This is a genomic window from Streptomyces scabichelini, assembly GCF_011045015.1.
GTDB classification, from domain to species: Bacteria; Actinomycetota; Actinomycetes; order Streptomycetales; family Streptomycetaceae; genus Streptomyces; species Streptomyces scabichelini.
Genome location: NZ_JAAKZY010000020.1, coordinates 31,657 through 54,948 on the forward strand (window position 1 = coordinate 31,657; position 23,292 = coordinate 54,948).

General features: G+C 69.4%; 22 protein-coding genes. 17 read left to right on the plus strand and 5 right to left on the minus strand.

Going from position 1 to position 23,292, the window contains the following annotated elements; all coding sequences use genetic code 11:
- Positions 1-91 precede the first annotated feature (91 nt).
- Positions 92-2,083: an FAD/NAD(P)-binding protein gene (locus tag G5C60_RS09030; RefSeq protein ID WP_165256577.1), complete on the minus strand. Its 1,992-nt coding sequence runs from the start codon at positions 2,081-2,083 to the stop codon at positions 92-94.
- Complete coding sequence (locus G5C60_RS09035; RefSeq protein WP_165256579.1) at positions 2,080-3,087, minus strand: amino acid ABC transporter permease; 1,008 nt, start codon at positions 3,085-3,087, stop codon at positions 2,080-2,082. The genes G5C60_RS09030 and G5C60_RS09035 overlap by 4 nt, the downstream gene beginning before the upstream one ends.
- 594 nt (positions 3,088-3,681) lie before the next feature.
- Between G5C60_RS09035 and G5C60_RS09040 the strand changes: the two genes are divergently transcribed.
- The 12 genes from G5C60_RS09040 to G5C60_RS09095 all read left to right on the plus strand — a co-directional run bounded on the left by G5C60_RS09040 (position 3,682) and on the right by G5C60_RS09095 (position 15,975).
- On the plus strand, positions 3,682-4,809 hold the full coding sequence (locus G5C60_RS09040) for an LLM class flavin-dependent oxidoreductase (RefSeq protein ID WP_165256581.1): 1,128 nt from the start codon (positions 3,682-3,684) through the stop codon (positions 4,807-4,809).
- Positions 4,806-5,330, plus strand: a complete 525-nt coding sequence (locus G5C60_RS09045) for a GNAT family N-acetyltransferase (protein WP_165256583.1) — start codon at positions 4,806-4,808, stop codon at positions 5,328-5,330. Before G5C60_RS09040 ends, G5C60_RS09045 begins: the two co-directional genes overlap by 4 nt.
- Positions 5,327-6,286: a transporter substrate-binding domain-containing protein gene (locus G5C60_RS09050; RefSeq protein ID WP_165256585.1), complete on the plus strand. Its 960-nt coding sequence runs from the start codon at positions 5,327-5,329 to the stop codon at positions 6,284-6,286. Before G5C60_RS09045 ends, G5C60_RS09050 begins: the two co-directional genes overlap by 4 nt.
- Before the next feature lie 20 nt (positions 6,287-6,306).
- Positions 6,307-7,368 carry an amino acid ABC transporter permease gene (locus G5C60_RS09055; protein ID WP_241266616.1) on the plus strand — a complete coding sequence of 354 codons (1,062 nt, stop codon included), beginning with the start codon at positions 6,307-6,309 and terminating at the stop codon, positions 7,366-7,368.
- A complete protein-coding gene (locus G5C60_RS09060; protein WP_277611144.1) occupies positions 7,365-8,135 on the plus strand; it encodes an amino acid ABC transporter ATP-binding protein in 771 nt (256 codons plus the stop codon). Before G5C60_RS09055 ends, G5C60_RS09060 begins: the two co-directional genes overlap by 4 nt.
- Before the next feature lie 53 nt (positions 8,136-8,188).
- A complete protein-coding gene (locus G5C60_RS09065) occupies positions 8,189-9,175 on the plus strand; it encodes a transporter substrate-binding domain-containing protein (protein ID WP_165256587.1) in 987 nt (328 codons plus the stop codon).
- A gap of 77 nt (positions 9,176-9,252) precedes the next feature.
- Positions 9,253-10,353, plus strand: a complete 1,101-nt coding sequence (locus G5C60_RS09070; protein WP_165256589.1) for an LLM class flavin-dependent oxidoreductase — start codon at positions 9,253-9,255, stop codon at positions 10,351-10,353.
- Complete coding sequence (locus tag G5C60_RS09075) at positions 10,350-11,513, plus strand: LLM class flavin-dependent oxidoreductase (protein WP_165256591.1); 1,164 nt, start codon at positions 10,350-10,352, stop codon at positions 11,511-11,513. The genes G5C60_RS09070 and G5C60_RS09075 overlap by 4 nt, the downstream gene beginning before the upstream one ends.
- Positions 11,514-11,517: 4 nt before the next feature.
- The gene (locus tag G5C60_RS09080; RefSeq protein ID WP_165256593.1) at positions 11,518-12,021 is read left to right on the plus strand and encodes a P-loop nucleotide/nucleoside kinase family protein; all 504 of its coding nucleotides are present in this window, start codon (positions 11,518-11,520) and stop codon (positions 12,019-12,021) included.
- A 302-nt stretch (positions 12,022-12,323) separates the two neighbouring features.
- Positions 12,324-13,640, plus strand: a complete 1,317-nt coding sequence (locus G5C60_RS09085) for a sulfite oxidase (protein ID WP_206439268.1) — start codon at positions 12,324-12,326, stop codon at positions 13,638-13,640.
- Positions 13,641-13,958: 318 nt separating this feature from the next.
- Entirely contained in the window at positions 13,959-14,408 is a 450-nt protein-coding gene (locus G5C60_RS09090; protein WP_165256595.1) for an Rrf2 family transcriptional regulator, read from the plus strand.
- 127 nt (positions 14,409-14,535) lie between these two features.
- The gene (locus G5C60_RS09095; RefSeq protein WP_206439269.1) at positions 14,536-15,975 is read left to right on the plus strand and encodes an MFS transporter; all 1,440 of its coding nucleotides are present in this window, start codon (positions 14,536-14,538) and stop codon (positions 15,973-15,975) included.
- Between the two features lie 181 nt (positions 15,976-16,156).
- On the opposite strand, the gene G5C60_RS09100 is transcribed toward G5C60_RS09095, so the two are convergent.
- Positions 16,157-16,480: a hypothetical protein gene (locus G5C60_RS09100; RefSeq protein WP_420907352.1), complete on the minus strand. Its 324-nt coding sequence runs from the start codon at positions 16,478-16,480 to the stop codon at positions 16,157-16,159.
- A gap of 13 nt (positions 16,481-16,493) precedes the next feature.
- Between G5C60_RS09100 and G5C60_RS54005 the strand changes: the two genes are divergently transcribed.
- Positions 16,494-16,829: a thioredoxin domain-containing protein gene (locus tag G5C60_RS54005; protein WP_420907353.1), complete on the plus strand. Its 336-nt coding sequence runs from the start codon at positions 16,494-16,496 to the stop codon at positions 16,827-16,829.
- Between the two features lie 133 nt (positions 16,830-16,962).
- Here the strand turns inward: G5C60_RS54005 and G5C60_RS09105 are convergent, their stop codons facing one another.
- Positions 16,963-17,544, minus strand: coding sequence for a TerB family tellurite resistance protein (locus G5C60_RS09105; RefSeq protein WP_165256653.1), 582 nt, complete (start codon positions 17,542-17,544; stop codon positions 16,963-16,965).
- A gap of 348 nt (positions 17,545-17,892) precedes the next feature.
- On the opposite strand from G5C60_RS09105, the gene G5C60_RS09110 reads away from it, so the two are divergent.
- Complete coding sequence (locus G5C60_RS09110) at positions 17,893-18,594, plus strand: CPBP family glutamic-type intramembrane protease (RefSeq protein WP_165256597.1); 702 nt, start codon at positions 17,893-17,895, stop codon at positions 18,592-18,594.
- 707 nt (positions 18,595-19,301) lie between these two features.
- Entirely contained in the window at positions 19,302-19,874 is a 573-nt protein-coding gene (locus tag G5C60_RS09115; RefSeq protein ID WP_165256599.1) for a GNAT family N-acetyltransferase, read from the plus strand.
- Positions 19,875-20,064: 190 nt separating this feature from the next.
- Here the strand turns inward: G5C60_RS09115 and G5C60_RS09120 are convergent, their stop codons facing one another.
- Positions 20,065-21,147 (minus strand): LacI family DNA-binding transcriptional regulator, encoded by a 1,083-nt coding sequence (locus G5C60_RS09120; RefSeq protein WP_165256601.1) that lies wholly within the window; start codon positions 21,145-21,147, stop codon positions 20,065-20,067.
- A 325-nt stretch (positions 21,148-21,472) separates the two neighbouring features.
- On the opposite strand from G5C60_RS09120, the gene G5C60_RS09125 reads away from it, so the two are divergent.
- Together G5C60_RS09125 and G5C60_RS09130 are read left to right on the plus strand one after the other, a co-directional pair.
- On the plus strand, positions 21,473-22,465 hold the full coding sequence (locus tag G5C60_RS09125) for a carbohydrate ABC transporter permease (RefSeq protein WP_338145748.1): 993 nt from the start codon (positions 21,473-21,475) through the stop codon (positions 22,463-22,465).
- Positions 22,462-23,283: an ABC transporter permease subunit gene (locus G5C60_RS09130; RefSeq protein WP_165256603.1), complete on the plus strand. Its 822-nt coding sequence runs from the start codon at positions 22,462-22,464 to the stop codon at positions 23,281-23,283. The genes G5C60_RS09125 and G5C60_RS09130 overlap by 4 nt, the downstream gene beginning before the upstream one ends.
- Positions 23,284-23,292: the final 9 nt, after the last annotated feature.

A 23,292-nucleotide genomic window follows, 5' to 3' on the forward strand; every position in this document is an offset into this window, starting at 1 on the left:
TCTCATCCTGCGCATCCTCGCCGGGCACCGTCAAGACTTCCCTAGTAATCCAATAGGAAAAGTGTGAAAGGGTTCACGCCCCTGAAGGAGCTCACACCCTGATGGGTCGTCCGTCCCCCGGAGGCGGCGCCGTCTCGGCCTCGGTGGTGCTCAGGGCGCGCAGGAGCGCTCGGGCCACCGCGTCGTTCTGCCGGAAGGCGGGGGCGTCGGTGCGGGGGCGGGCGAAGGCGGCGACGGCCCGGCTGTTGGTGGGGGCGCCGAGAGCGATACGGCGAGGGTGAGGACCGCCGAAGGCGGGGTCGATGACGTGGCTGTCGGCGGGAGAGACGGTCAGGAGGCCGGAGCGATGGGTGTGGACGGGGTCGGCGACGACCTCCTCGGCGAGCGCGCCTTCCCGGTACAGGCCACGCAGGAGCGGGTCCTCGCTACGGGCCAGGGAAGGGCCGGGCAGGTACGCCTCGATCAGCGCCGTGGCGCGGACCGAACGGCCGGGCACGGTGGGGCTGGTCGCGGTGAACGTACCCGTGGCTTCGTCGGTGCCGATCCGGATGCCCGCGCCGACGAAGTGGACGACGCCGGCCCGGGACAGCGCGAGGAGTTGGCGCAGGCGGAAGCCGGGCGGGCCGGAGGCGAGGAAGCTGAAGAAACCGTGCCACCAACCGTCGAGATCGTCGGCGACCGAACGGGCGGTGAGCCGACCGGAGGCGACGAGGCGGGGCAGCTGGCCGTAGACGGAGAGCAGGGCGAGGAACGCTCCGAGGTCGGCGCTGAACTCCGGGTCCTCGCGGCGGGCGACGTCCTGGGCGATGTGGCCGCGCAGGTGGTCCTGGAAGGCGTCCGGCGTCGGGAAGGTGAGGCCGTCCAGCGGGTGGTCGAGGGCCTCGAAGTCCAGTCGGTCCGCCGGGTCAGGCACGGCCGTGGCGACGAGGTCGGCCATGTCGTCGGCGTACCAGTCGAGTTGGCCGTAGGCGGCGGCGAAGTCCGGCCAGGGGACGGCCGTTCGCCCGGGGTGGGCATGGAACAGTTCGTGGTAGTGGCCGAAGCCGATCTCCTTGGCCATCAGCGGCCACACGTCGCGGCGCAGGTCCAGGAGGCGGTTCTCGGCGAGCAGCGCGTCGACCGCCTCGGGGCCGAAGTGGCGCGGCAGCGGGGGACGGGGGCCCTGGAGCCGGTAGCGGGTCTTGGAGTGGTACGGCACCCCGCGCCGTGATCCGACGTGGATGACGGGTTCGCGGCCGGAAGGGAGGTAGGTGAGGGTGCCGTCGGGTTCGGTGCGGTAGGTGCCGCCGCGGCCCTCGGTGAGCATCGCCATCAGGTCGATGAAGGCCAGCCCGAAGCCGCGCAGGATGACGTGTTCGCCGGGCCGCAGTCCTGACAGGTCGGCGTCGGCGGAGAAGTCCGGTGGAAGGTGGAAGCGGCTGTGGCGGCGGGCGAAGGCGGCGTGGGCGTGGTGCTCGGCGGTGGGGGCGGACCCCAGGTGGCCCTGGGCGAGCACCACCAGGTCGGCGGTGAGCGGGGTGGCGTGGCCGGCCAGGTGCACGTGCTGAGGTCCGTCGGGGGGACCGGTGACGGCGGTCGCGGTGGTGCGGTGCCATTCGACGGTGACCGAGGGCGGCAGCTCGGCCAGTGCATTGCGGAAGACCCAGTTCAGGTAGGCGCTCTGGGCGCGGCGGGTGGGGAAGTCGGTCCCTGCGAGCGTGCGGAGTTCGGCCAGTACGTCCGGGTCGGCCGGCGGTGGGGACACCCCCTGGTCATGAGGGCCGCCCCGCTCATGCGGGTTCCCGAACCGGGCGGCCCACTCGGCCAGCGAGGGGCCCGGCCGCACCGGGCCCTCGATCGTGGACGACTCGTCGGTGAACATGGTGACGTCCTCGGCCATGGAGTTCATCCGCAGCAGCGGCGACTGCTCGCGCCGCCAGATCCGGCCCGGCCCTGGCGGGTGCGGATCCACCAGGTGGATATGCAACTCCCGTCTGCCGTCCCACAGTTCGGGGGCATTGGCGGCGATCCGCTCCAGCAGACCGGTGGCGCGTGGACCCGCACCGACGACGACCAGGACGGCCGTGGAGGGAGTGCTGCTCACCGGTCACCGCCGATCGTGGAGCCGGCGTCGGGGGCCGTTGCCGCGCCCAGCCGCGTGCGTACGGTGGCCAGGCGACCGCGCAGCCGCTGCAGTGGAGTGGGCGGCAGCGCGCGGGAGTTGCCGCGCGCGTAGTGCCGCTCGACGTAGTACTGACCCGTGCTCAGCACGCTCGTGACCGCGATGTACCAGAGCGTGGCGACCATCAGCAACGGGATGACCTGGTACGTCTGGTTGTAGATCAGCTGCGCCGAATACAGCAGGTCGTGCACGGCCAGCACGCTGACGATGCTGGTGCCCTTGAGGGTGCCGATCAGCATGTTCCCGGCGGTCGGCACGATGGAGCGCATCGCCTGGGGAACGACGATCCGGCGCAGGGTACGGCGCCTGCTCAGGCCGAGTGCCTGCGCGGCCTCGGTCTGGCCGGAGTCGACGGAGAGGATGCCGCCGCGCACCACCTCCGCGGCATAGGCGGTTTCGTGCAGGGTCAGGCCGATGACGGCGGTGAGGGTGGGGCCGAGCAGGTTCACCGTCTTGACGGTGACGAACTCCGGGCCGAACGGGATGCCGAGACCGAGCGTCGGATACAGGGCGCCGATGTTGAACCAGAACAGCAGCTGCACCAGCAGCGGAGTGGACCGGAAGATCCACACATAGCCCCAACTCAGCGTGCGCAGCACCGGATTGGCGGACAGCCGCATCACCGCCAGCACGGTGCCCAGCAGGAAACCGAGCACCATCACCGCACCGGTCAGCCACAGGGTCAGCAGCAGTCCGTCGAGCACGGCGGCGGTGGTGAAGTACCGGCCCACCACGTCCCATTGGAAGGCCTCGTTGCGGACCACGGAGTTGAGCACCATCGCGAAGACCAGCAGCGCGGCGGCAGCCGTCGCCCAGCGGCCGATGTGCCGGCGCGGCACGATCCGTGGCAGATCGGGTCCGGGGGCGCCGGCCCGCTCCGGGGGCTTTGTGGCAGGGGCTGATGTGACATCTGAAGGCGTGACCATCGGGAGGCTCTCCGGGGGAGGGAGTCGCTGGCGTGGGTGACCACCCGGTGGCACTCGTGGAGGTGCGCAGCGGCACAGGCGCTACGCGGGTACGGTGCGGCCGGGGCTCGGCGTCGTCACATTCGCCACGTCCCTCAACGCGGCCGGAGAGGCTGCCGCGCAGGGCGGAGCCGGTCCGTCGTCGATCGTATGTGCCCACAGCACGGATATGTCAACAACGCGTGGATGAGGGCTGGTCGAGGCGGTCCGGCATCCGGGTGCCGCTTGACGAGGAGCACGATGTACTGCTCAATTGATCGCATGAACGCCCAGCAGCGCTTGGTCTCGCGCGACCACATCGACTTCGGTCGGGTGTGGTCCGCGGCGTGTTGCGCCTGACTCGGCAGCGGGCCGTCTGACCGGCCCTTCCCTCCCTCGGTGACCCCGTCGCGGGCCGAGTTGTCTCTTTACGCGCGCTGCCGCACCACTGCTTCTCCCGACGCCCGGCGTCGTCACGCCCGTACCGACTCGTCTTTCTGACGGACAGTCACTCATGCCTGCACGCACGGCCGTTCCGTCATGCCTGCGTGCGGTCGCTTCCGAAAGGCCACTCCCATGCCCGTGGAATTCCTCGGCATCGCCGCCACCAACGACGGCTCCGAAACCACACCGCGCTCCGGCGCCGCCTTCGACAAGCAGTACACGCTCCGGCTCGCCCGGGCGCACGAGGACCACGGCTGGGACCGGGTGCTGTTCGCCTACGGCTCCGGATCGCCGGATCCGGCGCCGGCCGCCGCGTACATCGCGAGCCGCCTCGACCGCCTCCAGATTCTGCTCGCCCACCGGCCCAACGTCTCCTACCCCACCTACGCCGCCAAGACGTTCGCCACCCTCGACCAGATCAGCGAGGGCCGGCTGACGGTGCACTTCATCACCGGCGGCAACGACCACGAGCAGGGCCGCGAAGGGGACACCCTCACCAAGGACGAGCGCTACGCCCGCACCCGCGAGTACATCCGGATCGTCAAGAAGATCTGGACCACCCACGAGGCCTTCGACCACGAGGGCGAGTACTACCGCTTCCACGACTTCGTCAGCGACGTCTTCCCGGTCCAACAGCCCCGCCCGAACGTCTCGTTCGGCGGCTCGTCACCTGCCGCGTACGCCGCCGGGGGCGCCGAGGCCGACATCTACTGCCTGTGGGGCGAGCCCCTGGCGAAGACCGCCGAGCAGATCGAGAACGTGAAGGCCGCCGCGAAGGCCGCGGGCCGCACCGACGTGCCCCGTATCCAGGTGGCGTTCCGCCCGATCATCGCCCCGACCGAGGACCTGGCCTGGGAGAAGGCCCACCGCACGGTCGGCGCCATCCGGGAACGCCGCGAGGCCGGTCTCGTACGGCATCACCGCAGCGGCGCTCCGGAAAACAGCGGCTCGCAGCGCCTCATCGCCATCGCCGAGGCGGGGGAGCGCTACGACCGCGCCCTGTGGACCCCGACCGCCGCCGCGACCGGAGGCGCGGGCAACTCCAACGCACTGGTGGGCACCCCGGAGACGGTCGCCCAGGCACTGCTCGACTACTACGACCTCGGCGTCGACATCCTCTCGGCCCGCGGCTACGACCTGCTGGGCGACGCCGTCGACTTCGGCCGGTACGTGATCCCGATCGTCCGCGAAGAGGTCGCCAAGCGCGACGCCGAGCGGGCGGCGCGCGGCCCGCAGACCCTCGCGGCGGTGGGCGAATGACCTCCGTAGCCGAACCGCCTTCAGCGGCATCGGACTTGACGGTCGTTCACGTCCCGGTCTCCGACCCGCGTGTGAGCCCCATGCTGCGCGAACTCGGCCACGAGTACTCAATGCGCTACGGCAAGGACGCCCATGCCGAGATCGCCCGCTACCCCGACGAGGAGTTCACCCCGTCGTACGGCGGACTGCTCCTCCTGCTGCTGGAGCGCGGCGAGCCGGTCGCGGGCGGAGCCTTCCGCCGGTACGACGCGACGACCGCCGAACTGAAACGGATCTGGACGCATTCCGCGCACCGGCGGCGTGGTCTCGCCCGACGCGTGGTCGCCGAGCTGGAGCGAGAGGCGAGCACGCGCCGCTACCGGCGGATCTACCTGACCACCGGCCCGCGCCAGCCCGAAGCCCGCGGTCTGTACCTGGCCACCGGGTACACACCGCTGTTCGACACGGAGGCCGATCCGGAAACCATCGGCCCGCTGCCGTTCGAGAAGCACCTCAGCACAGGAAAGGTCATTGCCCCGTGAATCTCCCCGGGATCAGAAGCCGCCTGCGCAGCGCCGCCGCCCTCGCGCTGCTGCTGCCGCTGCTGGCGCTGACCGCCTGCGGCTCCGGTGACACCGACGGCACGGCCGCGGTGGGGGCGCAGGGCTCTCCCGTGCCGACCGACGACCCGGTCGCCGCCGTACGCAAGGTGGACTCCGTCGCCGCGCTGCTGCCCGCCGACGTACGCAGGTCCGGCACGCTGCGGGTGGGCAGTTCGGTCGGGTTTCCGCCAGGGGCGTACTACCCGAACGGCTCGGACAAGGCGCCCGCCGGCCAGGACATCGACATCGCCGACGCGGTGGCCAAGGTGCTCGGCGTCGAACTGGAGCGGCAGGACGCCTCCTTCGAGACGATCCTGCCTGCCCTCGGCAGCGGAAAGTACGACTTCGGTACGGGCAACTTCGGCGTCACCACCGAACGTCTGAAGACCATCGACTTCGTCACCTACATCAACGACGGCCAGGGCTTCGCGGTGAAGAAGGGCAACACCGCGCTCGGCAAGAAGGTCACCGACCTCACCCAGCTGTGCGGGCTGACCATCGGCACCGGCGCCGGCACCACCTTCGAGACGACCCTCACCGCACAGAAGGGGGTGTGCGCCGAGGCGGGCAAGAAGCCGTACGACGTGAAGGTCTACTCGGAGAACGCGGCGACGCTCACCGCGCTCCAGCAGGGCCGGATCGACGTGATCATGTCGACCATCAACGGCCTGCGCCACCAGGCGGCCCAGCCCGCCTCCCGGACCACCTTCCTCGGCGAGTTCCACCGCCTCGACGTCGGCTTCGCCTTCAAGAAGGGCTCCCCGCTCACCAAGGCGTTCCAGGCCGCCGTCAACGAGCTGATCCAGGACGGCACATACGCCCGGATCCTCAAGAAGTGGGGCACCTCCGCCTCCGCGATCGAGACGTCGCGGATCAACCCGCCCGAGCACAAGTAAGAGTGAGCAGGAACTCCACGATGCGACTCACGACCGCTTCCGCACCGCCCGGCGCGGCCGTCCCGGGCGGCGGCTCCGAAGCCCCGCCCGCCCCGGACGACCTGGCCTCGCTCAGGGTCGTACCCGCCCGCCACCGCCTCCGCTGGGCCGCCGCCGTCGCCGTGCTGGTGCTGACCGCCCAGTTCGCGCACGGACTGGCCACCAACCCCGTATGGGAGTGGGACGTCTTCCGGGCGTACGTGCTGTCCGAGACCATCGTCCAGGCGGTCGGGGTGACCCTCCAACTCACCGCGTACGCCACGATGTTGGGGTTCCTGCTCGGTACGGTGCTGGCGTTCATGCGGCTCTCGCGGAGCCCCGTACTGCAGACCGTCGCCTGGACCTACATCTGGATCTTCCGGTCCATCCCGATGATCGTCCAGCTGGTGTTCTGGTTCAACCTCGGCGCCCTGTACAAGGAACTGGGAGTCGGCATCCCCTTCGGCCCGGTCTTCTGGTCCGTGGACAGTAACAGCCTCATCGGAACGATCGGGGCGGCGCTGATCGGGCTGTCGCTCCATCAGGCCGCGTACGCCGCCGAGATCGTGCGCGGCGGAGTCATCGCGGTCGACGGCGGTCAGCTGGAGGCGGCGGCGGCACTCGGCATTCCCCGGCTGCGGCAGATCCGGCGGATCGTCCTCCCGCAGGCGATGCGCGCCATCCTGCCCACGGCCGGCAACGAGATCATCGGCCTGCTCAAGGGCACCTCAGTGGTGTACGTCATGGCCATCGGTGAGCTCTTCTACCAGGTTCAGGTGGTCTACGGCCGCAACGGGCGGGTCATCCCGCTGCTGATGGTCGCCACCGCCTGGTACGTGTTCCTGACCTCGGTGCTGTCCATCGCCCAGTACTACGTGGAACGCCGCTTCGCCCGCGGCGCCGACCGCACCCCGCCGCCCACTCCGCTCCAGCGTGCCCGGCGCCTCGTACGGAATGTGCGCTCCTCTGCCGCACAGCGCGATCAGCCCGTGCCGGCCGGCCGCACCGCCCTCGGAAATCGCGAACATCGCGAACACGTCGGAGATCACGGAGACAACTCATGAGCGACGTACACGTAATGGTCGACGTCCGCGGCGTCCACAAGAGTTTCGGGCCGCTGGAGGTGCTGCGCGGCGTGGATCTGGAGGTCCGGGCCGGCGAGGTCACCGTCGTCCTCGGACCGTCCGGCTCCGGGAAGTCGACGCTGCTGCGCACCATCAACCACCTCGAGAAGGTCAACCGCGGCTGGATCAGCATCGACGGCGAGCTGATCGGCTACCGCCGCTCGGGCCGCAGGCTGCACGAACTGAAGGAGAAGGAGGTTCTGCGCCAGCGCACCCACATCGGGTTCGTGTTCCAGAACTTCAACCTCTTCCCGCATCTCACCGTGCTGGACAACCTCATCGAGGCCCCGCTCTCCGCGCTGCGCCGTCCGCGCAAGGAAGCCGTCGCCACAGCCGAACGGCTCCTTGAACGGGTCGGTCTCGTCGACAAGGCAGATGCCTATCCGAGGCAGCTCTCCGGCGGCCAGCAGCAGCGCGTCGCCATCGCCCGCGCACTCGCCCTCGAACCCAAGGTGCTGCTCTTCGACGAGCCCACCTCCGCGCTCGACCCGGAACTCGTCGGCGAAGTCCTCGACGTCATCAAGGACCTGGCCCGCACCGGAACCACCATGATCGTCGTCACCCATGAGATCGGCTTCGCCCGCGAGGTCGCCGACACCGTGGTGTTCATGGACGGCGGTGTCGTCGTCGAACAGGGCCCGCCCGCGGCCGTCCTGGACGCCCCGCAACACGAACGCACCCGCGCCTTCCTCTCCAAGGTTCTCTGACCACCCCTCACCCCGTGCTCAACGCCCCCCTGTCCAACGCAAGGAGAACGACCGTGTCCACCGCCCGCCTCGCCCGCCGCACCGCCACCGTCTCGTTCGGAGTCGCCGCAGCACTCGTCCTCGCCGCTTGCGCCAACCCCGACGACGGCGGTACGACCGACGTCGCGGCCTCCGGCAACACCACCACGAAGATCAACAACAGTCCGGACCAGAACCGCGTCACCACGGACAAGGTCGACTCCATAGCCGCCGAGGTACCCGAGGCGATCCGCGAGAGAGGCACCCTGAAGATCGTCGGTTCGGCCGAGAGCTCGGCCCCACTGGGCTTCTACGCCACCGACAACAAGACCCGCATCGGCGTGGAGATCGACCTCGCGTACCTGGTCTCCAATGTGCTCGGACTGAAACCGCAGTACACCCCGGTCTCCTGGGAGAACATCTTCGTCGGCCTGGACAGCGGCAAGTACGACGTCGGCTTCAGCAACATCACCGACACCGAGGAACGCAAGGAGAAGTACGACTTCGCCAGCTACCGCAACGACGACCTCGCCTTCGAGGCCAAGAAGGGCAGCGGGCTCGAGGTCAGCGACTACAAGGACGTGGCGGGAAAGACCGTCGCCGTGGACACCGGAACCAACCAGGAGAAGATCCTGGTCGAGTGGAGCAAGCAGGCCGAGAAGGCGGGCCTGAAGCCGGTGGACATCAAGTACTACAAGGCCTCCACCGACACCTATCTCGCCCTCGACTCGGGCCGCATCGACCTCTTCCTCGGCCCCAACCCCACCGCCGCCTACCACGTCGCGTCCGCCGGGAAGACCGAGATCGTCGGCACGTACTCCGGCGCCGGTGCCACGCTTCAGGGCCTGATCGCGGCCACCACCAAGAAGAACAACGGTCTGGTCGAGCCACTGGCCGACGCGATCAACGAGATCATCGACAACGGTACGTACGCCAAGGTGCTCAAGCGCTGGGGCCTGTCCAACGAGGCCGTGACCAAGTCGGAGATCAACCCGCCCGGCCTCCCCAAGACCAACAGCTAGCCCTCCAGGGCGCGGAGGCAACACGCCTGGCGCGCCTCCTCCTTCGTGCACGACTCCTTCGTACAGGACTCGAGGTCATGCCCCGCGAACTCCACCTTTCCGTCGCGCTCGACGGGACCGGCCACCACTCCGTCGACACCGGTCCCGCCACATCCCTCACCGCCGCCCACGGGGCGGACTTGATCGGTCTCGCCGAGCAGGCCGCCCTGGACTTCGTCACCGTCGGCGACTCCCTCGCGCCACCGCCCCACGACAGCGCCGACCGGCTCGACTCGGTGGCCGTACTCGCCGGCGTCGCGCCCCTGACCAGCAGGATCGGACTGATCCCGACGGTGACCACCACTCACACCGAGCCCTTTCACGCCTCCACCGCCCTGGCCACCCTCGACTTCGTCAGCGAGGGCCGGGCCGGCTGGCTGATCGACGTCTCCAGCTCCGAGGCCGAGGCCCTCGCCGTGGGCCACCGTGGGGTCGCGCCCGCGGCCGAGCTATGGGCCGAGGCGGCCAGCGCCGCCGAGGTAGCCGTCCGGCTGTGGGACAGCGGGGAGGGCGACGCGGAGATACGGGACGCCGCCACCGGCCGTTTCATCGACTGCGAACGGCTGCCCGACATCGGCTTCGAGGGCCCGCACTTCTCCGTCCGCGGCCCGTCCATCGTGCCCCGTCCGCCGCAGGGGCGGCCGCCCATCGTCGTCGCCCTCGACGTGCACGACTCGGACGGGCAGTGGGAGCTGGCCGCGCGCCATGCCGACGTCGTCCTGCTCGACGCCGAGCAGCCGACCGTTGCCCGGCTCGCCCGCGCGGCGCTGCTCAGCCGGACGGCGGAGGCCGGACGGGACCCGGACGCGCTGCGGGTGCTGGTACGTGTCGCGGTCGATCTCGGCGGCGGGGCCGGGTCTCTGCCGCCCGCCGACACCGTGCGCTTCAGCGGTGCCGCCGCGGACCTCGGCGATCTGCTCGCCGACTGGCACGGAGCCGGCGGCGCCGACGGCTTCCATCTCCTCCCGGCCTCGGTCCCCGCCGATCTTCCAGCCGTGGTCCACGACCTAGTACCGACGCTGCGCGCACGCGGCCTGTTCCGCGCGGACTACACCGGCCACACCCTGCGCGATCACCTCGGCCTGGCCCACCCGGACGACGTACGGAGCGATGGACCGAGTGAGCGGGCGGTGTCGTGAGGTTCCTGACCATCACCCTGATCGTGCACGGCCCGCACCCGGTGACGGGCGTACAGAAGCCGACCAGGGAGCGCTTCCGCGAAGTGCTCGACAACGCCGTGCTCGCCGAGGAACTGGGCTTCGACGGCTTCGGAGTGGGGGAGCGGCACGAGCGGCCCTTCATCTCCTCCTCGCCGCCCGTCGTCCTCAGTCACATCGCCGCGCTCACCTCCCGAATCCGGCTGTTCACAGCCGTCACCACGCTCAGCCTCCTCGACCCGGTGCGCGCGTACGAGGACTACGCGACGCTGGACCATCTCTCCGGCGGCCGGCTGGAGTTGATCATCGGCAAGGGCAACGGCGCCGCCCAGCGCGAGCTGTTCCGCGTCACGCCCGAGGACCAGTGGGAACGCAACGCCGAGAGCTACGAGGTGTTCCGGCAGCTCTGGCGCCAGGACAAGGTGACCGCCGCGACGCGCTTCCGCCCCGAGCTGAAGGACGCGGAGGTGTGGCCGAGGCCGCTGCAACAGCCGGTCCGGGTGTGGCACGGCAGCGCGACCAGCAAAGAGTCCGTGGACCTGGCCGCCCGCTACGGCGACCCGCTGTTCTCGGCGAACGTCACCAACCCCATGGAGCCGTACGCCGAGTTGATCCGCCACTACCGCGAGCGCTGGGAGCACCACGGCCACGACCCGGCCGACATCGCCGTCGGCGCGGGCACAGCGGGCATCTACGCGGCCCGTACGTCCCAGGCGGCGCTGGCCGCGTACCGGCCGGTGTTCGAGGGGAACCTGGCGTTCCAGAAGCGGTTGGGCCTGGAACCGGTCTTCACGACCGTCGAGGACTTCGTCGAGCGCAGCTCGGCGCTGATCGGCAGTCCGCAGCAGATCATCGAGAAGGTGCACCGCTACCACGAGCAGTTCGGACACACGGTGCTGCATCTGCACGCGGACGCAGGCGGGCTGACGGAGACTCAGCACCGCGACTCGCTCGCGCTCTTCCAGTCCGAGGCCGCTCCGGTGCTGCGGCGCGACATCCCGGATCCACCGTTCGAATGGGGTCCGGTACTCGCCGAGCCCGCACGGGAAGGCCCTGCCCGGACTGGTGCCGGCAGCACCGGTCATCGGACACCGCCCAGGCGAAGCCCTCCGCTCGACGGGCACGCGACTCCGACAGGATGAGCGCATGCTCATCGTCATCGGCGGACTGCCCGGCACCGGCAAGACCACACTGGTGCGGCTCCTGGCCGCACAACTCGGCGCGGTCCACCTGCGGATCGACACCATCGAGCAGGCGATCGTCCGCTCCGGTCTGGCACGGCACCCCGTAGGACCAGTCGGCTACGTCGTCGGATACGCCCTGGCCGAGGAGCATCTCCGGCAGGGTCTGACCGTGATCGCGGAGTCGGTCAATCCGCTGGCCGTCACACGCGACGGGTGGCGTGATGTGGGCGTGAGGGCCGGAGCCGCGACCGTCGAGGTGGAGGTGATCTGCTCCGATCCCGCCGAGCACCGGCACCGCGTGACATCGCGGTCGTCCGACATCCCCGGACTGCCCTTGCCCGACTGGCGACAGGTCCTCGCCCGCGCGTATGAGCCGTGGGCGCGCGAGCACGTGGTGATCGACACCGCGGGGCAGAGCCCTCAGGAGTCCCTCGCCCGGCTTGCCCGGCATCTCGGCATACGCTGAGTGGCCCGAACCACCCCGCGCAGCCGCTCCGTTGACACCCTCCCGCGCCGCGTGCTTGCATCGCGCCATGCCGCCGCTGGAGCCTCTGACACGCCGCCGCACCGTGGACCTCGTCCGCGTGGCCGCCGCACTGTGTCGGTTCCCCGGCTGATACCGCGCTTACTCTGTCCGACCTCCAACAGCCGTAACCACTGGCCCTGTTGGCTGCGACAGCCCGGCCGGTGCGGTCCCGTCCTTCGCCTCGCGCCGGTTCTTCCCCGCACGTCTGGGCTCCCCACGTCGTGGCCTCCCCCTTCCCATAGATGACGAGGACCGTCTTGCCTGCAAACGCCGTGCCTTCGCCGCGTCCCGCACCCCGTTCCGCAACCCGCCTCGACGAAACCGCCTACGACCGTCGCAGGCTGCGCCAGTGGCTTGCCGGGGAGGCCAGAGCGGATGGGGTCAGCCGCCGCCGACTGCTCACCCTGCTCGCCGCCACGGCCGCCGCGACCGCGCTCCCCGCGCCGCGCCCGGCCCGCGCCGCCGACACCCCGATCGTCAAGCCGTTGCCGCACGAGTGGTTCATCCAGCGCGGCACCAACGCCGAGACTCGCTGGGAAGCCCTGCGCGGAACCGGCCACCACACCCCCAACGAGCTGTTCTTCGTGCGCAACCACACCGCCACCCCCGTCCTGGAGGCACGCGACTGGCGGCTGCGGCTGTGGGGCAGCGGGCTGCGGGGCGCGCCCGGCGAGAACAAGGCGGTGGAGTTCGGGTACGACGATCTGCGCGCCCTGCCCGCCGTCACCCGGACCGCGTTCGTCGAGTGCGCCGGAAACGGCCGCGGCTACTACACGACCCAGCAGGGCGAAACAGTCACCGGCACCCCGTGGACGCTGGGCGCGGTCGGCGTCGCCCGCTGGCGCGGAGTGCCTCTGGCCGACGTACTGCGCAGGGCGGGGCTGTCTCCGTACGCGGTGGACGTCCAGCCGCGTGGCCTGGACGCCGACTATGTCAGCGGTGGTGAGAGCCTCGGCCGGGTGCGCCGCCCGCTGCCGCTGGCCAAGGCGCTGGACGACACCCTGCTCGCGTACGAGATGAACGGTGAGCCGCTGCCGTACGACCACGGGTATCCGGTGCGGGTGCTGGTGCCCTCATGGGTGGGGATCGCGTCGATCAAGTGGGTCGGCGACATCGAGGTGTCCGCGCAGCCGCTGTTCTCCCCGTGGAACACCACCTTCTACCGGCTGTTCGGCCCCGCCTACCCGGACGAGGGCAGCGCGCCGCTGACCCGGCAGACGATCAAGAGCGCCTTCGAGCTGGCGAGCGGCGCCACGTTCCCGGTGGGGGAGGGCCAGGTGCTGCACGGCCGGTCCTGGTCGGGCGCGGGAGCCGTCGCGCGGGTCGACGTCAGCACCGACGGCGGGACGAGCTGGCGGCCGGCCCGACTTCACGACGGCCCACGCGCGGGCAGCTGGACCCGCTGGTCCGTCACCTGGAAGCCCGACACACCCGGCGCCACCCACCTGCTGGCTCGCGCCACCGACACGGCTGGCCGCACTCAGCCCGACGTCGCCGTGCCCAACACGCAGGGCTATCTGTTCGACGCGGTGGTGCGGCATCCGGTGACAGTGGTCTGACGGCGTTCCCGGCCGCCCTCACGCACCAAGGTCTTGGTCCAGGTGGCCCCGCATCGGCAGGAGGAGTGTTCCACGAGCTCACCGTTTTCGGTGACAGCCAGGCCACGGTTGATGCGGACGTGCACGTGCTCGGACATGGGCAGACTTCCGTAGGCAGGGCAAAGCTCGCGTGGGAGCACGTTACAACCCGTGAACCCGGACAGGGAACGTCGCGCAGGGTTGCCCAACAACGGCATCCCACAACGGGAGTGCGTTGACCACGGCCGCGAACTGCAACTACGCTAGTTGCAGTTTTGGGTCGCGGAGGAGAGAGTCGGCATGGGAGTCAGTAGCAGGACGGCAGTGGCCGTCCACGCATTGACCTTTCTCGCGCGATGGGAGGGTGACGGACTGCAGTCTTCGAACAAGGTCGCCGAGAGCCTGGAGAGCAATCCCGTGCTGGTGCGTCGCATCCTCGGGCTGCTTCGGGGCAAGGGGCTTGTCTCAGCGGTCGAGGGCAGTGGTGGCGGCTGGCGGCTGGCGCGGCCCGCCGAGGCGATCAGCCTCTACGACGCCTATGTCGCCGTCGAGAGTGGCGAGGCGCTGCTGCCGGTGCACGCCCATCCGCCGAGTCGGACCTGCATGGTCGGCCGGCACATGCAGTCGCTGCTCGAGGAAGAATTCGCGGCGGCACAGCGCGCATTGGAAGAGCGATTGAGTCGGACGAGCATCGCCGAGATGCTCGACCGCGTCGTCGGCCGCGAACGCGTCACCAACCCACGCCGCTGAGCGGAGCCGCACGGGCGGAGAGGTGCCTCTCCGCCCGTCTCCTTTGACCAGAACTGCAACTACGTCAGTATCAGTTCGCCAGAGTGGAGTCCCCATGTCATCAGCCCCGCTGCCAACGAGTCACACCGTGTCAACGAGGCAAACCGTGTCGATGCGTCGGCTCCTTGTCGTGCTCGTGCCGGCGATGTTGTTGAACATCACCGCCGCCGACATGGTGTCACTCGTCCTTCCTCGAATCTCCGAACAGTTCACGGCCTCCACGGCACAGGTGGCATGGGTGGTGACCGCTTTCCTGCTGATGTTCGCTGTCGGGGTGCCCTTCTACGGCCGCATCGCCGACCGGTTCAGCCTCCGCCGGCTCTTCAGCCTCGTACTGACAGTCTTCGCGGCCGGCAGCCTGATCAGTGCGCTGTCGCCGAGTCTGCCTGTCCTCGTGTTCGGGCGGATCGTCATGGGCATCGGCGGAGCCGCTGTTCCGGTGCTCGCGATCGTGGCCGTGATGCGTCTGCTGCCCGGCGACAAGGCGGCTGTCGGCGTCGGATTCATCACCGCTGCCGCAGGCGTCGGCACGGCTGCCGGACCTGCCGTGGGCGGGATCGTCGGGCAGTTCCTGGGCTGGCCGGCCCTGTTCTGGATCATGACCGTCGGAGCGATCGTCCTCATCCCGGCGACACGCCGTGCGATCACCGACCAACCGCCGGGCAATCACACTGCCTTCGACCTCGCGGGTGGCGTCCTGTTGGGACTCGCCGCCGGGCTGCTGCTCTTCGGCGTCACCCGGTCCGAGGGCGCCGGATTCAGCGATCCGTCGTCGTGGGGAACCATTCTCGCGGGCCTCGTCTCCGCGGTTCTCTTCGCGTGGCGCAACCGTGTCGCAGCTCATCCCTTCGTGCCGCCGTCGCTTTTCGCCAACCGCGCCTACGTCGCCGCGGTCCTGACGGTCTTCCTGGCGATGGTGGCCAACCTCGCCACGCTGGTCCTGGTGCCAGTCCTCATCATCGACGTGAACGGCCTCACCCCCGGCCAGGGGAGCCTGGTCATGATCCCCGGGGGCGTGGCACTGGCCCTCTTGGCGCCGTGGGCCGGACGCATCGGAGCGCAAGGCAGTCATGCGTACGGCGTGCTGGTCGCCGGCCTTGCGGTGATGGGGCTGTCGACCCTCTTCCTGTCCACCGTCGCAGCAGGGGCATCACCCGTGCTGGTGGGTCTGGCGGTCCTCGGCCTCGATGCGGGATTCGCCTTCGTCATCACACTGACCACCGGCGCGGTGAGCAGCATCCTGCCGCCCCAGCATGTCGGCGTCGGAGTAGGGCTCTTCCAGGGAGCCCAGTTCCTGGGCGCCGGCACGGGACCCGCTCTGCTCGGAGCCCTGCTCACCGCGCGGGAGGCCAACGGAAGCGACGCGGTCAACCCCCTCTACGCCAACGATGCGCCTGCCTATTCCGACGTCTTCCTGTCACTGACCTTGATCGTCGTTCTGTCTGCGATCGCTGCCCACAAGCTGCGAAGGGTGTGGTCGACGCGAGCCGCGACGCCGACCCCGGAGACGGCAGAACAGGCGCGGTGACCCACGCCAACGCCCCATCGAGTCTGGAAGGCGGCGCAGGTCGAACACGGAGATCGCCTCCCAGCAAGTCACATGACACGGATGCTGTCACTGAGGACATGCGTTCGGCGGGCCGCAGGCCGCCGCGTCGACCGTCAAGTGGCCCTCGGCTCGGCTCGGTGCCTCCTTGGTTCGTGGTCGGTCAAGACGGCCGTCCGCCGAACTGCCAATTGTGGATCTCGATGTCCGCGTACCGGTCCGGGGTCAGGACGGCCCGTGCCGTGTCCGGGTCCGGCGCTCGGACCAGAGCCGCCGTACCCAGCCAGGCGGTGCCGTTGTCGGACAGCAGTGGCCCGTACGCGATCAGCTCGTCCGGGTCGTGCGGCACAGCGAGGTCGGCGGCGGCCTGTCCCGTACTGAGGCCGAGAAGCAGGTACCGATTGCCGCCAGTTCGGCCACCGGGGAAGTCCCACATCGTGCGCCCCAACGTGTTGCGCCACCGCAGCAGCAGCACGTCCCGGTACACGCCGGCCTGGTAGTTGGGCTCGTCGAAGGCGAAGGCGAAGGCGAAGTCGCGGGCGGCGACCGGATCTGGCAGGTCGACGATGTGCAACGCTGCCGGTGGGCGTGTCGCCGTCGTCGGCGAAGGCCGGAGTTGGCGGCGGAGCAAGTACTGCCTGCGACTGCGCATCCGGTTGGGCCGTAGCGCCCGCCAGTTGCATTGGGTCAACATCTGGCATGACCCGGCTGGAGCGGCAGCGGTGAGGGCCGCCAACGATGGTAATGAGACGGTGCCGACCGTCGTCGTGGCGGGCCGGCCGCACACCAACCCCGATCCTGGATGGGTGCGCGAACAGCTCTACCCTTCCGCGTGATCGATCGACGCCTGAGACGACGAGGTTGGTGAGTTGGCGCAGGAGTCACGCCATGCCGACCCGACGCGATCACCGTGGCCGCCAACTCCGCGGGTGGCGGAGCCATTAGCGGAGTTGGCGGCGGAGGCATCTCTCAGATGCCGAACTCCGCGGGCGAAACGCCAAGAGCGGCACAGGCCTCGCGGATAACGGCCTGCTCGGCCGGCTCGAAGTGTCCGTCGGCACCGGCGATAACGATGCCGGTCTGGACGACTGCGCGAGCTTCCGCCGGTTTCTTGGCCGCCTTGGCGATCTCCTGCAGTGCTTCGGCCTTGCCCAGTTCAAAGTTGGCGACGAGCCGGTCCACGCGCTGGTTGAAGCGCTGGCGAAGCTGGTCTGCCGGGAAGTTCTGCAGAACCTCGTTGGAGACGATCAGCTCCTCCACGCGCTGCCGCTCCGCCGGCTCCACATATCCGTCGGCCGCGGCCACCAGCGCGCACATCGCCATGCTGGCGTCCCGGTAGGCGCCGCTCTTGAGCTCGGTCTTGACCGACGCAAGCTGGGACTTGAGCAGCCCGACCAACTGGGCCTTGGAACCGCCGGAGGACGAACCTGACCCGTGGCCACCGCGCTGTCCCTGCCCAAAGGGGCTGTGCCCTTGCCCGCCCCCTCCCCTGGAACTCTGGGACTGCTGGAGGTTCTTGGCCTGATCCTTGAGCCGGTCCCACATCGCCACTACTGCCACCTCGGCTTCTGCTGTTGCCTGTTCGGTCTTGGTCATCGGTCACGCTTCTTCGCGGCCCGCCATGTGAACGGCCCCCGAGACTTCTGGGTTCCCGAACAGCAAAGGTAGCGCAAAGAAGGCTGTTCAGAGGCGGAATGGCTGTTCGGACGGGCTCCAGCCCCGGTCGCGCTGAAGCCCGGACGGGCCTGCCCATCGTGCACCGGGACCAGCACCGACTGGAACTCGCAAAGAATCCTTGAACATGCTTGAGGCCCGCAGACCGTCAGGTCGGCGGGCCCCGGTGGGCAGTGAGTGGCGGGTCGGGTTCGACGACGGCGCTTGCTCGGCGATCCTGGAACGGTGCGGATTGCCTCTGTCGGTGTGGTTCTGGTCGCCGCGAACCTGCTCAACAACTGGCTCGTGCGGGGCCCATATGCGTATGTGCTCGTCTGTGTGGCGACGACGGCCGTGCTGTTGCTGATCGCACGCTGGGATGGCCTCACCCGGGCGGATCTGGGGCTGGATGCTGCAGGAGTGCGCCGGGGTATGCGGTGGGCTCCGGTGCTGGTGGGTGTCGTCCTCGTTGTCTTGCTGCTCGTCCTGGCGGTTCCGGCCGGCAGGGACGCGTTCCGGGACGCACGGGCGGCTGGTCTGTCGGTGGAAGAGCTGCTGTGGCGGGTGCTGGTGCGGGTGCCGTTGGGCACCGTACTGCTGGAGGAGACCGCCTTTCGCGGGGTGGTGTGGGCGATGATCCGGCGCAGGTACGGCACCGCGTGGGCCACCGCGGTGTCGTCGCTGCTGTTCGGGCTGTGGCATGTGCTGCCCTCCCGGGGGCTGAACCGCGCGAATAACGCCGTCGCGGACGTCTTCGGAGGCGGGGCGGCAGGTGTGACGCTGACGGTTGTGGGGGCGGTGGCGGCCATGGTCGTGGCCGGGGTGGTGCTGTGCGAACTGCGGCGGCGCTCGGACAGTCTGCTGGCTCCCGCGGCACTGCACTGGGCTGTCAACGGCTTCGGTTACGCACTTTCCTGGGCAGCGCATCGGTGGTGGCTTGCACACTGAATCGCCGGGTCGGGTCCCTCCAGGCAACCGCCTGCTCCAGACGGCCGTCGCAGTGCCGACGCCGTTGGCCGGCGTGACCGACGCCGGCCGTAGGACCGCTCGCCCGTGGTCGGAGCGACGGCAAGGCCCGCCGTATCGAATGAGACCTGCACGACGGAGTACGCAGGCCAGGCCGCTGCCTCCGCTGTTCGCACCTGTCAACGACGGAGGGCCCGCATACGAACGGGCCCTGGCCGCCTCAGGCGAGGAAGAGGCCGACAGCGGTCGCCGTTGGCCGGCCTGTGCAGCGAGGACACCGGCCGGCTGAGAGTTCACCGGTCACGACCGGGGCCTTGATGGTGGAGAGGGCCAACGTGGACCCAGACGCGGCCCAGCCGATGAGTGGGGCAATGCGGACCTGGCCCGGCTGCAGCAGGTGCCGAAGGCGGTGCTTTCCATGCCCGTGGTCCGGTCCAGGTCGACATCGTCGGATCACGGACGCGGGAACCACCGTCCTGCTCCCGTTCGAGGCGATCGGAACGCCATCGCCCTGACGGGACGCCACGACCGGAACGACTGGAAGGGGACGCCACGACCGGAGCGGGACGCCACGACGACGGCCCATGTCACCACAGCCTGGGCGCGTGTCGGCGAACCCTGGCGGATGCGAGTGTTGTGCCACCGAGGATTGTGCGGCGTCGCCGCGTGCGCCGTGACATCGTGGTGTCATGGCCATCGAGGTTCGCCCTGCTTCGGTCTTCGAGGATGTCCGTGCGCTGCTCGGCCCGAAGACGCCCGGGGCGAACGTGTGCTGGTGTCTGAGTTACCGGATCCCGTCCAGGCTCAACAACGAGCTTCGTGGGCCGGCCCGCGGTGAATACGTCGCCGAGCTGTGCCGTACCGGCCCGCCTCCGGGGGTGCTCGCCTATGACGGCGACGAGCCGGTCGGCTGGGCGGCCGTGGCACCCCGCTCGGACACCTCCTTCGCGCGCAACCGGAAGATCCCGCACGTCGACGACCTGCCGGTCTGGTCGCTGTGGTGCATCCGCGTACGCCCCGGTCACCGGAAGCGGGGGATCTCGCACGCCCTCATCGCCGGCGCGGTCGAGTTCGCGCGTGCCCACGGTGCCCCGGCGGTCGAGGCGTACCCCCTCGACAACGGTGACGCCAAGGTCGATCTGACGATGGCGTACGCCGGGATCCGGAAGAACTTCGAGCGCGCCGGGTTCGTCCACGCTGCCGACACCGCCTCGGTACTGGCCGGTCATCCCCGGGTGCTGATGCGGCTCGACCTGCGTTGAGGGGACCGTACCGGTCAGTTCAGAGTCCCGCAGCGAACGCAGCGAACGCAGCGTCAGGCGACGTGAGACGTGTTTGTCGGCGACTGGCCCGCCGTGTTATTGATCATGGTCATTCCGGTGCGGCTGATCGGGTGTTCACGTCGTCCGAACGGGGCCATGGTCTCAGGCCTGCCGGTGGCGGAAGCCGCGTTCAATCGAGTGGCTGAACGCCCCGCCCGGACTCGGCGTTGTCGCTCTGCCCCGGCGGGGGAGCGGTCGTCCGGCGCGGCACCAGTGTGGGGGACAGCTTGACCTGGACCGACGGCTTGCGGCGCTCGGTGATGCGTTCCAGGAGGAGGCGGACGGCGTTGTCGCCGATCTCGTGGCCCGCCTGGTCGACACTCGTCAGGGAGATAGGTCCCAGCGCGGCGAACGCCGTGTTGTCGTATCCGGCCACCGACATGTCCCCGGGCACGGACAGCCCGGCCTCGGCGACCGCCTCCAGCACGCCCATGGCGACGATGTCGGCGCCGGCGAATACGGCCGTGGGCCGGCTGGGACGCCCGAGCAACTCCTTGGCGCCCTCATATCCGCCCTGCTGGGTGTAGCTGGTCGAAACGACGTCGATCTCCTGCGCCAGCCCGAGGCCCCGCATCGCCTGCCGATACCCCTCCGCACGCAACGCGTTCGGCATCTCAGCGATGCGCGTCGGGTCGGTCTCGTGGTGTTCGATGTGGGCGATCCGACGGTGCCCGAGCCCGGCGAGGTGACCGACGAGCAAGGCCGCACCGGCCACGTCGTCGTCCGTCACGGTGTCGTAGACCGGCGAATGCCCATGGCGGCCGACGACGACGGTCGGCACGACGGAGGCGATGTGCTCGAGGTGGGAGCGAGGTGAGACGGGCGCGACGAGGACGAGGCCGTCCATGCCGCGGTCGATCATCGCCTCGGTGACGCGGGCTTCCTCCTTCTCCCCGTTGCAGCCCGGCCCCAGCAGCACCTGGTAGTCGGTGTCCTGGAGGCGATCCGTGATGCCGTCGAGGATCTCGGGGAAGAAGGGGTTGCGGATGTCGGGCAGCATCACGCCGATGGTGTACGTCTGACCGCGCAGTCCTCTGGCGGCCGCATACGGTCGATAGCCCAGTTCGTCGATGGCACGGCGCACCTTCGCCCGCATCTCCGGGCTGGCTCCGTAGGCGTTGCGCAGGACCTTGGACACGGCCGTGGTGGACACGCGGGCGTGCTGGGCGACATCGACGATGGTGACGCGGCGAGGCGAGGCCGGCGGCTCCATCCGTCCTCCTTCAACGCCGTGGGAAACGTTGTCGACGAGTGTACGCGTAAACCGGCAGGTCAGGGAGTGCCGACACCGGCTCCGACCGGCTCGGTCGCCGTAACGTTCGCGCAGCGTGCGCGGCATCTTGACGTCACGCGGGAGGCTCCATAAGGTCTGGCAGCACGCTTTGGGAAACGTTACCCACGGCCCCGCTCCGATTGCTCTCCCCAGACACCGGGACACATCCCCAAGACGCGGAAGTCGGCAGATGCCTCACCGCATCTCGTCGGCTCGGCCGCTGACCGGCGATCGATTGAATCGTTTCAAGGAAGCAGGTCCGCCTGTGACCCTCACCTCGAACGACCAACTTCCGGACCACGACCGTCCGGACCACGACCGTCCGGACCACGACCGTCCGGACCACGACCGTCCTTCCGGTCCGATCCGACACGCCCGTGCCCGCCGGGCGCGCACCACCCCGCCGTGGTGGTTCATGGCGCCGGCCCTGCTGCTGTTCGCGTTCGTCGTCCTGGTGCCGAGCGGGCGCGGTGTGTACTACGCGTTCACCGACTGGGACGGCCTGGATCCCCGCTACTCCTTCGTGGGACTGGACAACTTCGCCGACATGTTCCGCGACGCCGACGCGGTGCAGGCCGTCTGGCACACCCTGTTGATCGCCGTGGCCATCACGGTCGTACAGAACGCGGTCGGTCTGCTCCTGGCCCTCGGCGTCAACACGGCCATCAAGTCCCGCAACGTGCTCCGGGTGTTCCTCTTCGCGCCGGCCGTGATCACCCCGATCGTGACGGCCTACCTGTGGCGGAACCTGCTCGGTTCGGACGGAGCGGTCAACAGTCTGCTGGGCACGGTCGGACTGGACGGCTGGGAGCAGGACTGGCTGGGAAATCCCGATCTCGCGCTCTGGGCGGTGGTGGGGGTGATCGTGTGGCAGTTCGCGGGCTATTCCATGGTCATCTTCCTGGCCGGACTCCAGTCCGTGCCCAGGGAGATCCACGAGGCCGCGGCGATCGACGGAGCCGGTCCCGTACGGCGCTTCTGGTCGGTGACCCGGCCGCTGCTGGCCCCGGCGTTCACCATCAACCTGATGCTGTCGGTCATCGGCGGGCTCAAACTCTTCGATCAGGTCTACGCGTTGACGGGCGGCGGGCCGGGTCACGCAACCGACACCATCTCGACCCTGATCTACAAAGACGCCTTCACGCTGGGCGAGTTCGGCTACAGCATCGCCCTCGCGGTGATCCTGACGATCATCGTGGCGGTCGCCTCCACCGGGCAGTACCTCATGCTGGCCCGCAACGAGAGGGCCGCCTCGTGAACCGCTACCGCCCTCGTACCCTCGCCCTCGAACTGGCGATGATCGCCGGTGCCCTGTTCATCGGCTTCCCGGTGTACGTCCTGGTCAACCTCGCCGTACGCCCGACGTCGGACACCTCCTCGCCCATCAGCCCGACCGCTTCGCCGACCTTCGACAACTTCAGCCAGGCCTGGCAACAGGGCGCGCTCGGCGGGGCGTTGACGAACAGTGTGCTGGTGACGGTGTGCAGCGTCGTCATCGTGCTGGCCGTCTCGTCCCTCGCGGCGTATCCGCTGGCCCGCATCACGGCCCGCTGGTCCCGGGCCACGTACCTGATCGTTCTCCTGGGTCTTGTGCTGCCCTTCCAGCTCGCCTCGCTGCCGCTCTACCAGACCATGCGCGATCTCGGCCTGCTCGGCACCCCGTGGGCGCTGATCCTCTTCTACTCCGGCCTGCAGGTGCCGTTCACCGTCTTCCTGTACGTCGGCTTCCTGCGCGCGCTGCCCCGTGACTTCGAGGACGCCGCCCTGATCGACGGATGCACCCCACTGCAGGGCTTCAGGTACGTGGTGCTGCCCATGCTCAAACCGGTCACCGTCACAGCCCTGGTGCTGAACGCGGTGGCCGTCTGGAACGACTTCTTCACCCCGCTGCTGTACCTGAGCGGCAGCGCCCAGCAGACCATGCCGGTCGCGATCGCCGGTTTCGTCGGCCAGTACGTCACGGACTGGAACCTCGTCTTCGCCGCACTGGTGATCAGCATCCTGCCTGTCCTGATCGTCTACTTCCTGCTGCAGCGCAGCATCATCAGCGGCTTCGCGGGAGGGCTGAAGGGATGACCTCCGCCG

Excerpts from the sequence above, each read along its gene's own strand:
- G5C60_RS09070 (WP_165256589.1), top strand. The coding sequence starts at position 9,253 with ATGCCCCGCGAACTCCACCTTTCCGTCGCGCTCGACGGGACCGGCCAC.
- G5C60_RS09115 (WP_165256599.1), top strand. The coding sequence starts at position 19,302 with ATGGCCATCGAGGTTCGCCCTGCTTCGGTCTTCGAGGATGTCCGTGCG.
- G5C60_RS09080 (WP_165256593.1), top strand. The coding sequence starts at position 11,518 with ATGCTCATCGTCATCGGCGGACTGCCCGGCACCGGCAAGACCACACTG.
- G5C60_RS09060 (WP_277611144.1), top strand. The coding sequence starts at position 7,365 with ATGAGCGACGTACACGTAATGGTCGACGTCCGCGGCGTCCACAAGAGT.
- G5C60_RS09040 (WP_165256581.1), top strand. The coding sequence starts at position 3,682 with ATGCCCGTGGAATTCCTCGGCATCGCCGCCACCAACGACGGCTCCGAA.
- G5C60_RS09045 (WP_165256583.1), top strand. The coding sequence starts at position 4,806 with ATGACCTCCGTAGCCGAACCGCCTTCAGCGGCATCGGACTTGACGGTC.
- G5C60_RS09055 (WP_241266616.1), top strand. The coding sequence starts at position 6,307 with ATGCGACTCACGACCGCTTCCGCACCGCCCGGCGCGGCCGTCCCGGGC.
- G5C60_RS09085 (WP_206439268.1), top strand. The coding sequence starts at position 12,324 with ATGACGAGGACCGTCTTGCCTGCAAACGCCGTGCCTTCGCCGCGTCCC.
- G5C60_RS09120 (WP_165256601.1), bottom strand. The coding sequence starts at position 21,147 with ATGGAGCCGCCGGCCTCGCCTCGCCGCGTCACCATCGTCGATGTCGCC.
- G5C60_RS09090 (WP_165256595.1), top strand. The coding sequence starts at position 13,959 with ATGGGAGTCAGTAGCAGGACGGCAGTGGCCGTCCACGCATTGACCTTT.
- G5C60_RS09035 (WP_165256579.1), bottom strand. The coding sequence starts at position 3,087 with ATGGTCACGCCTTCAGATGTCACATCAGCCCCTGCCACAAAGCCCCCG.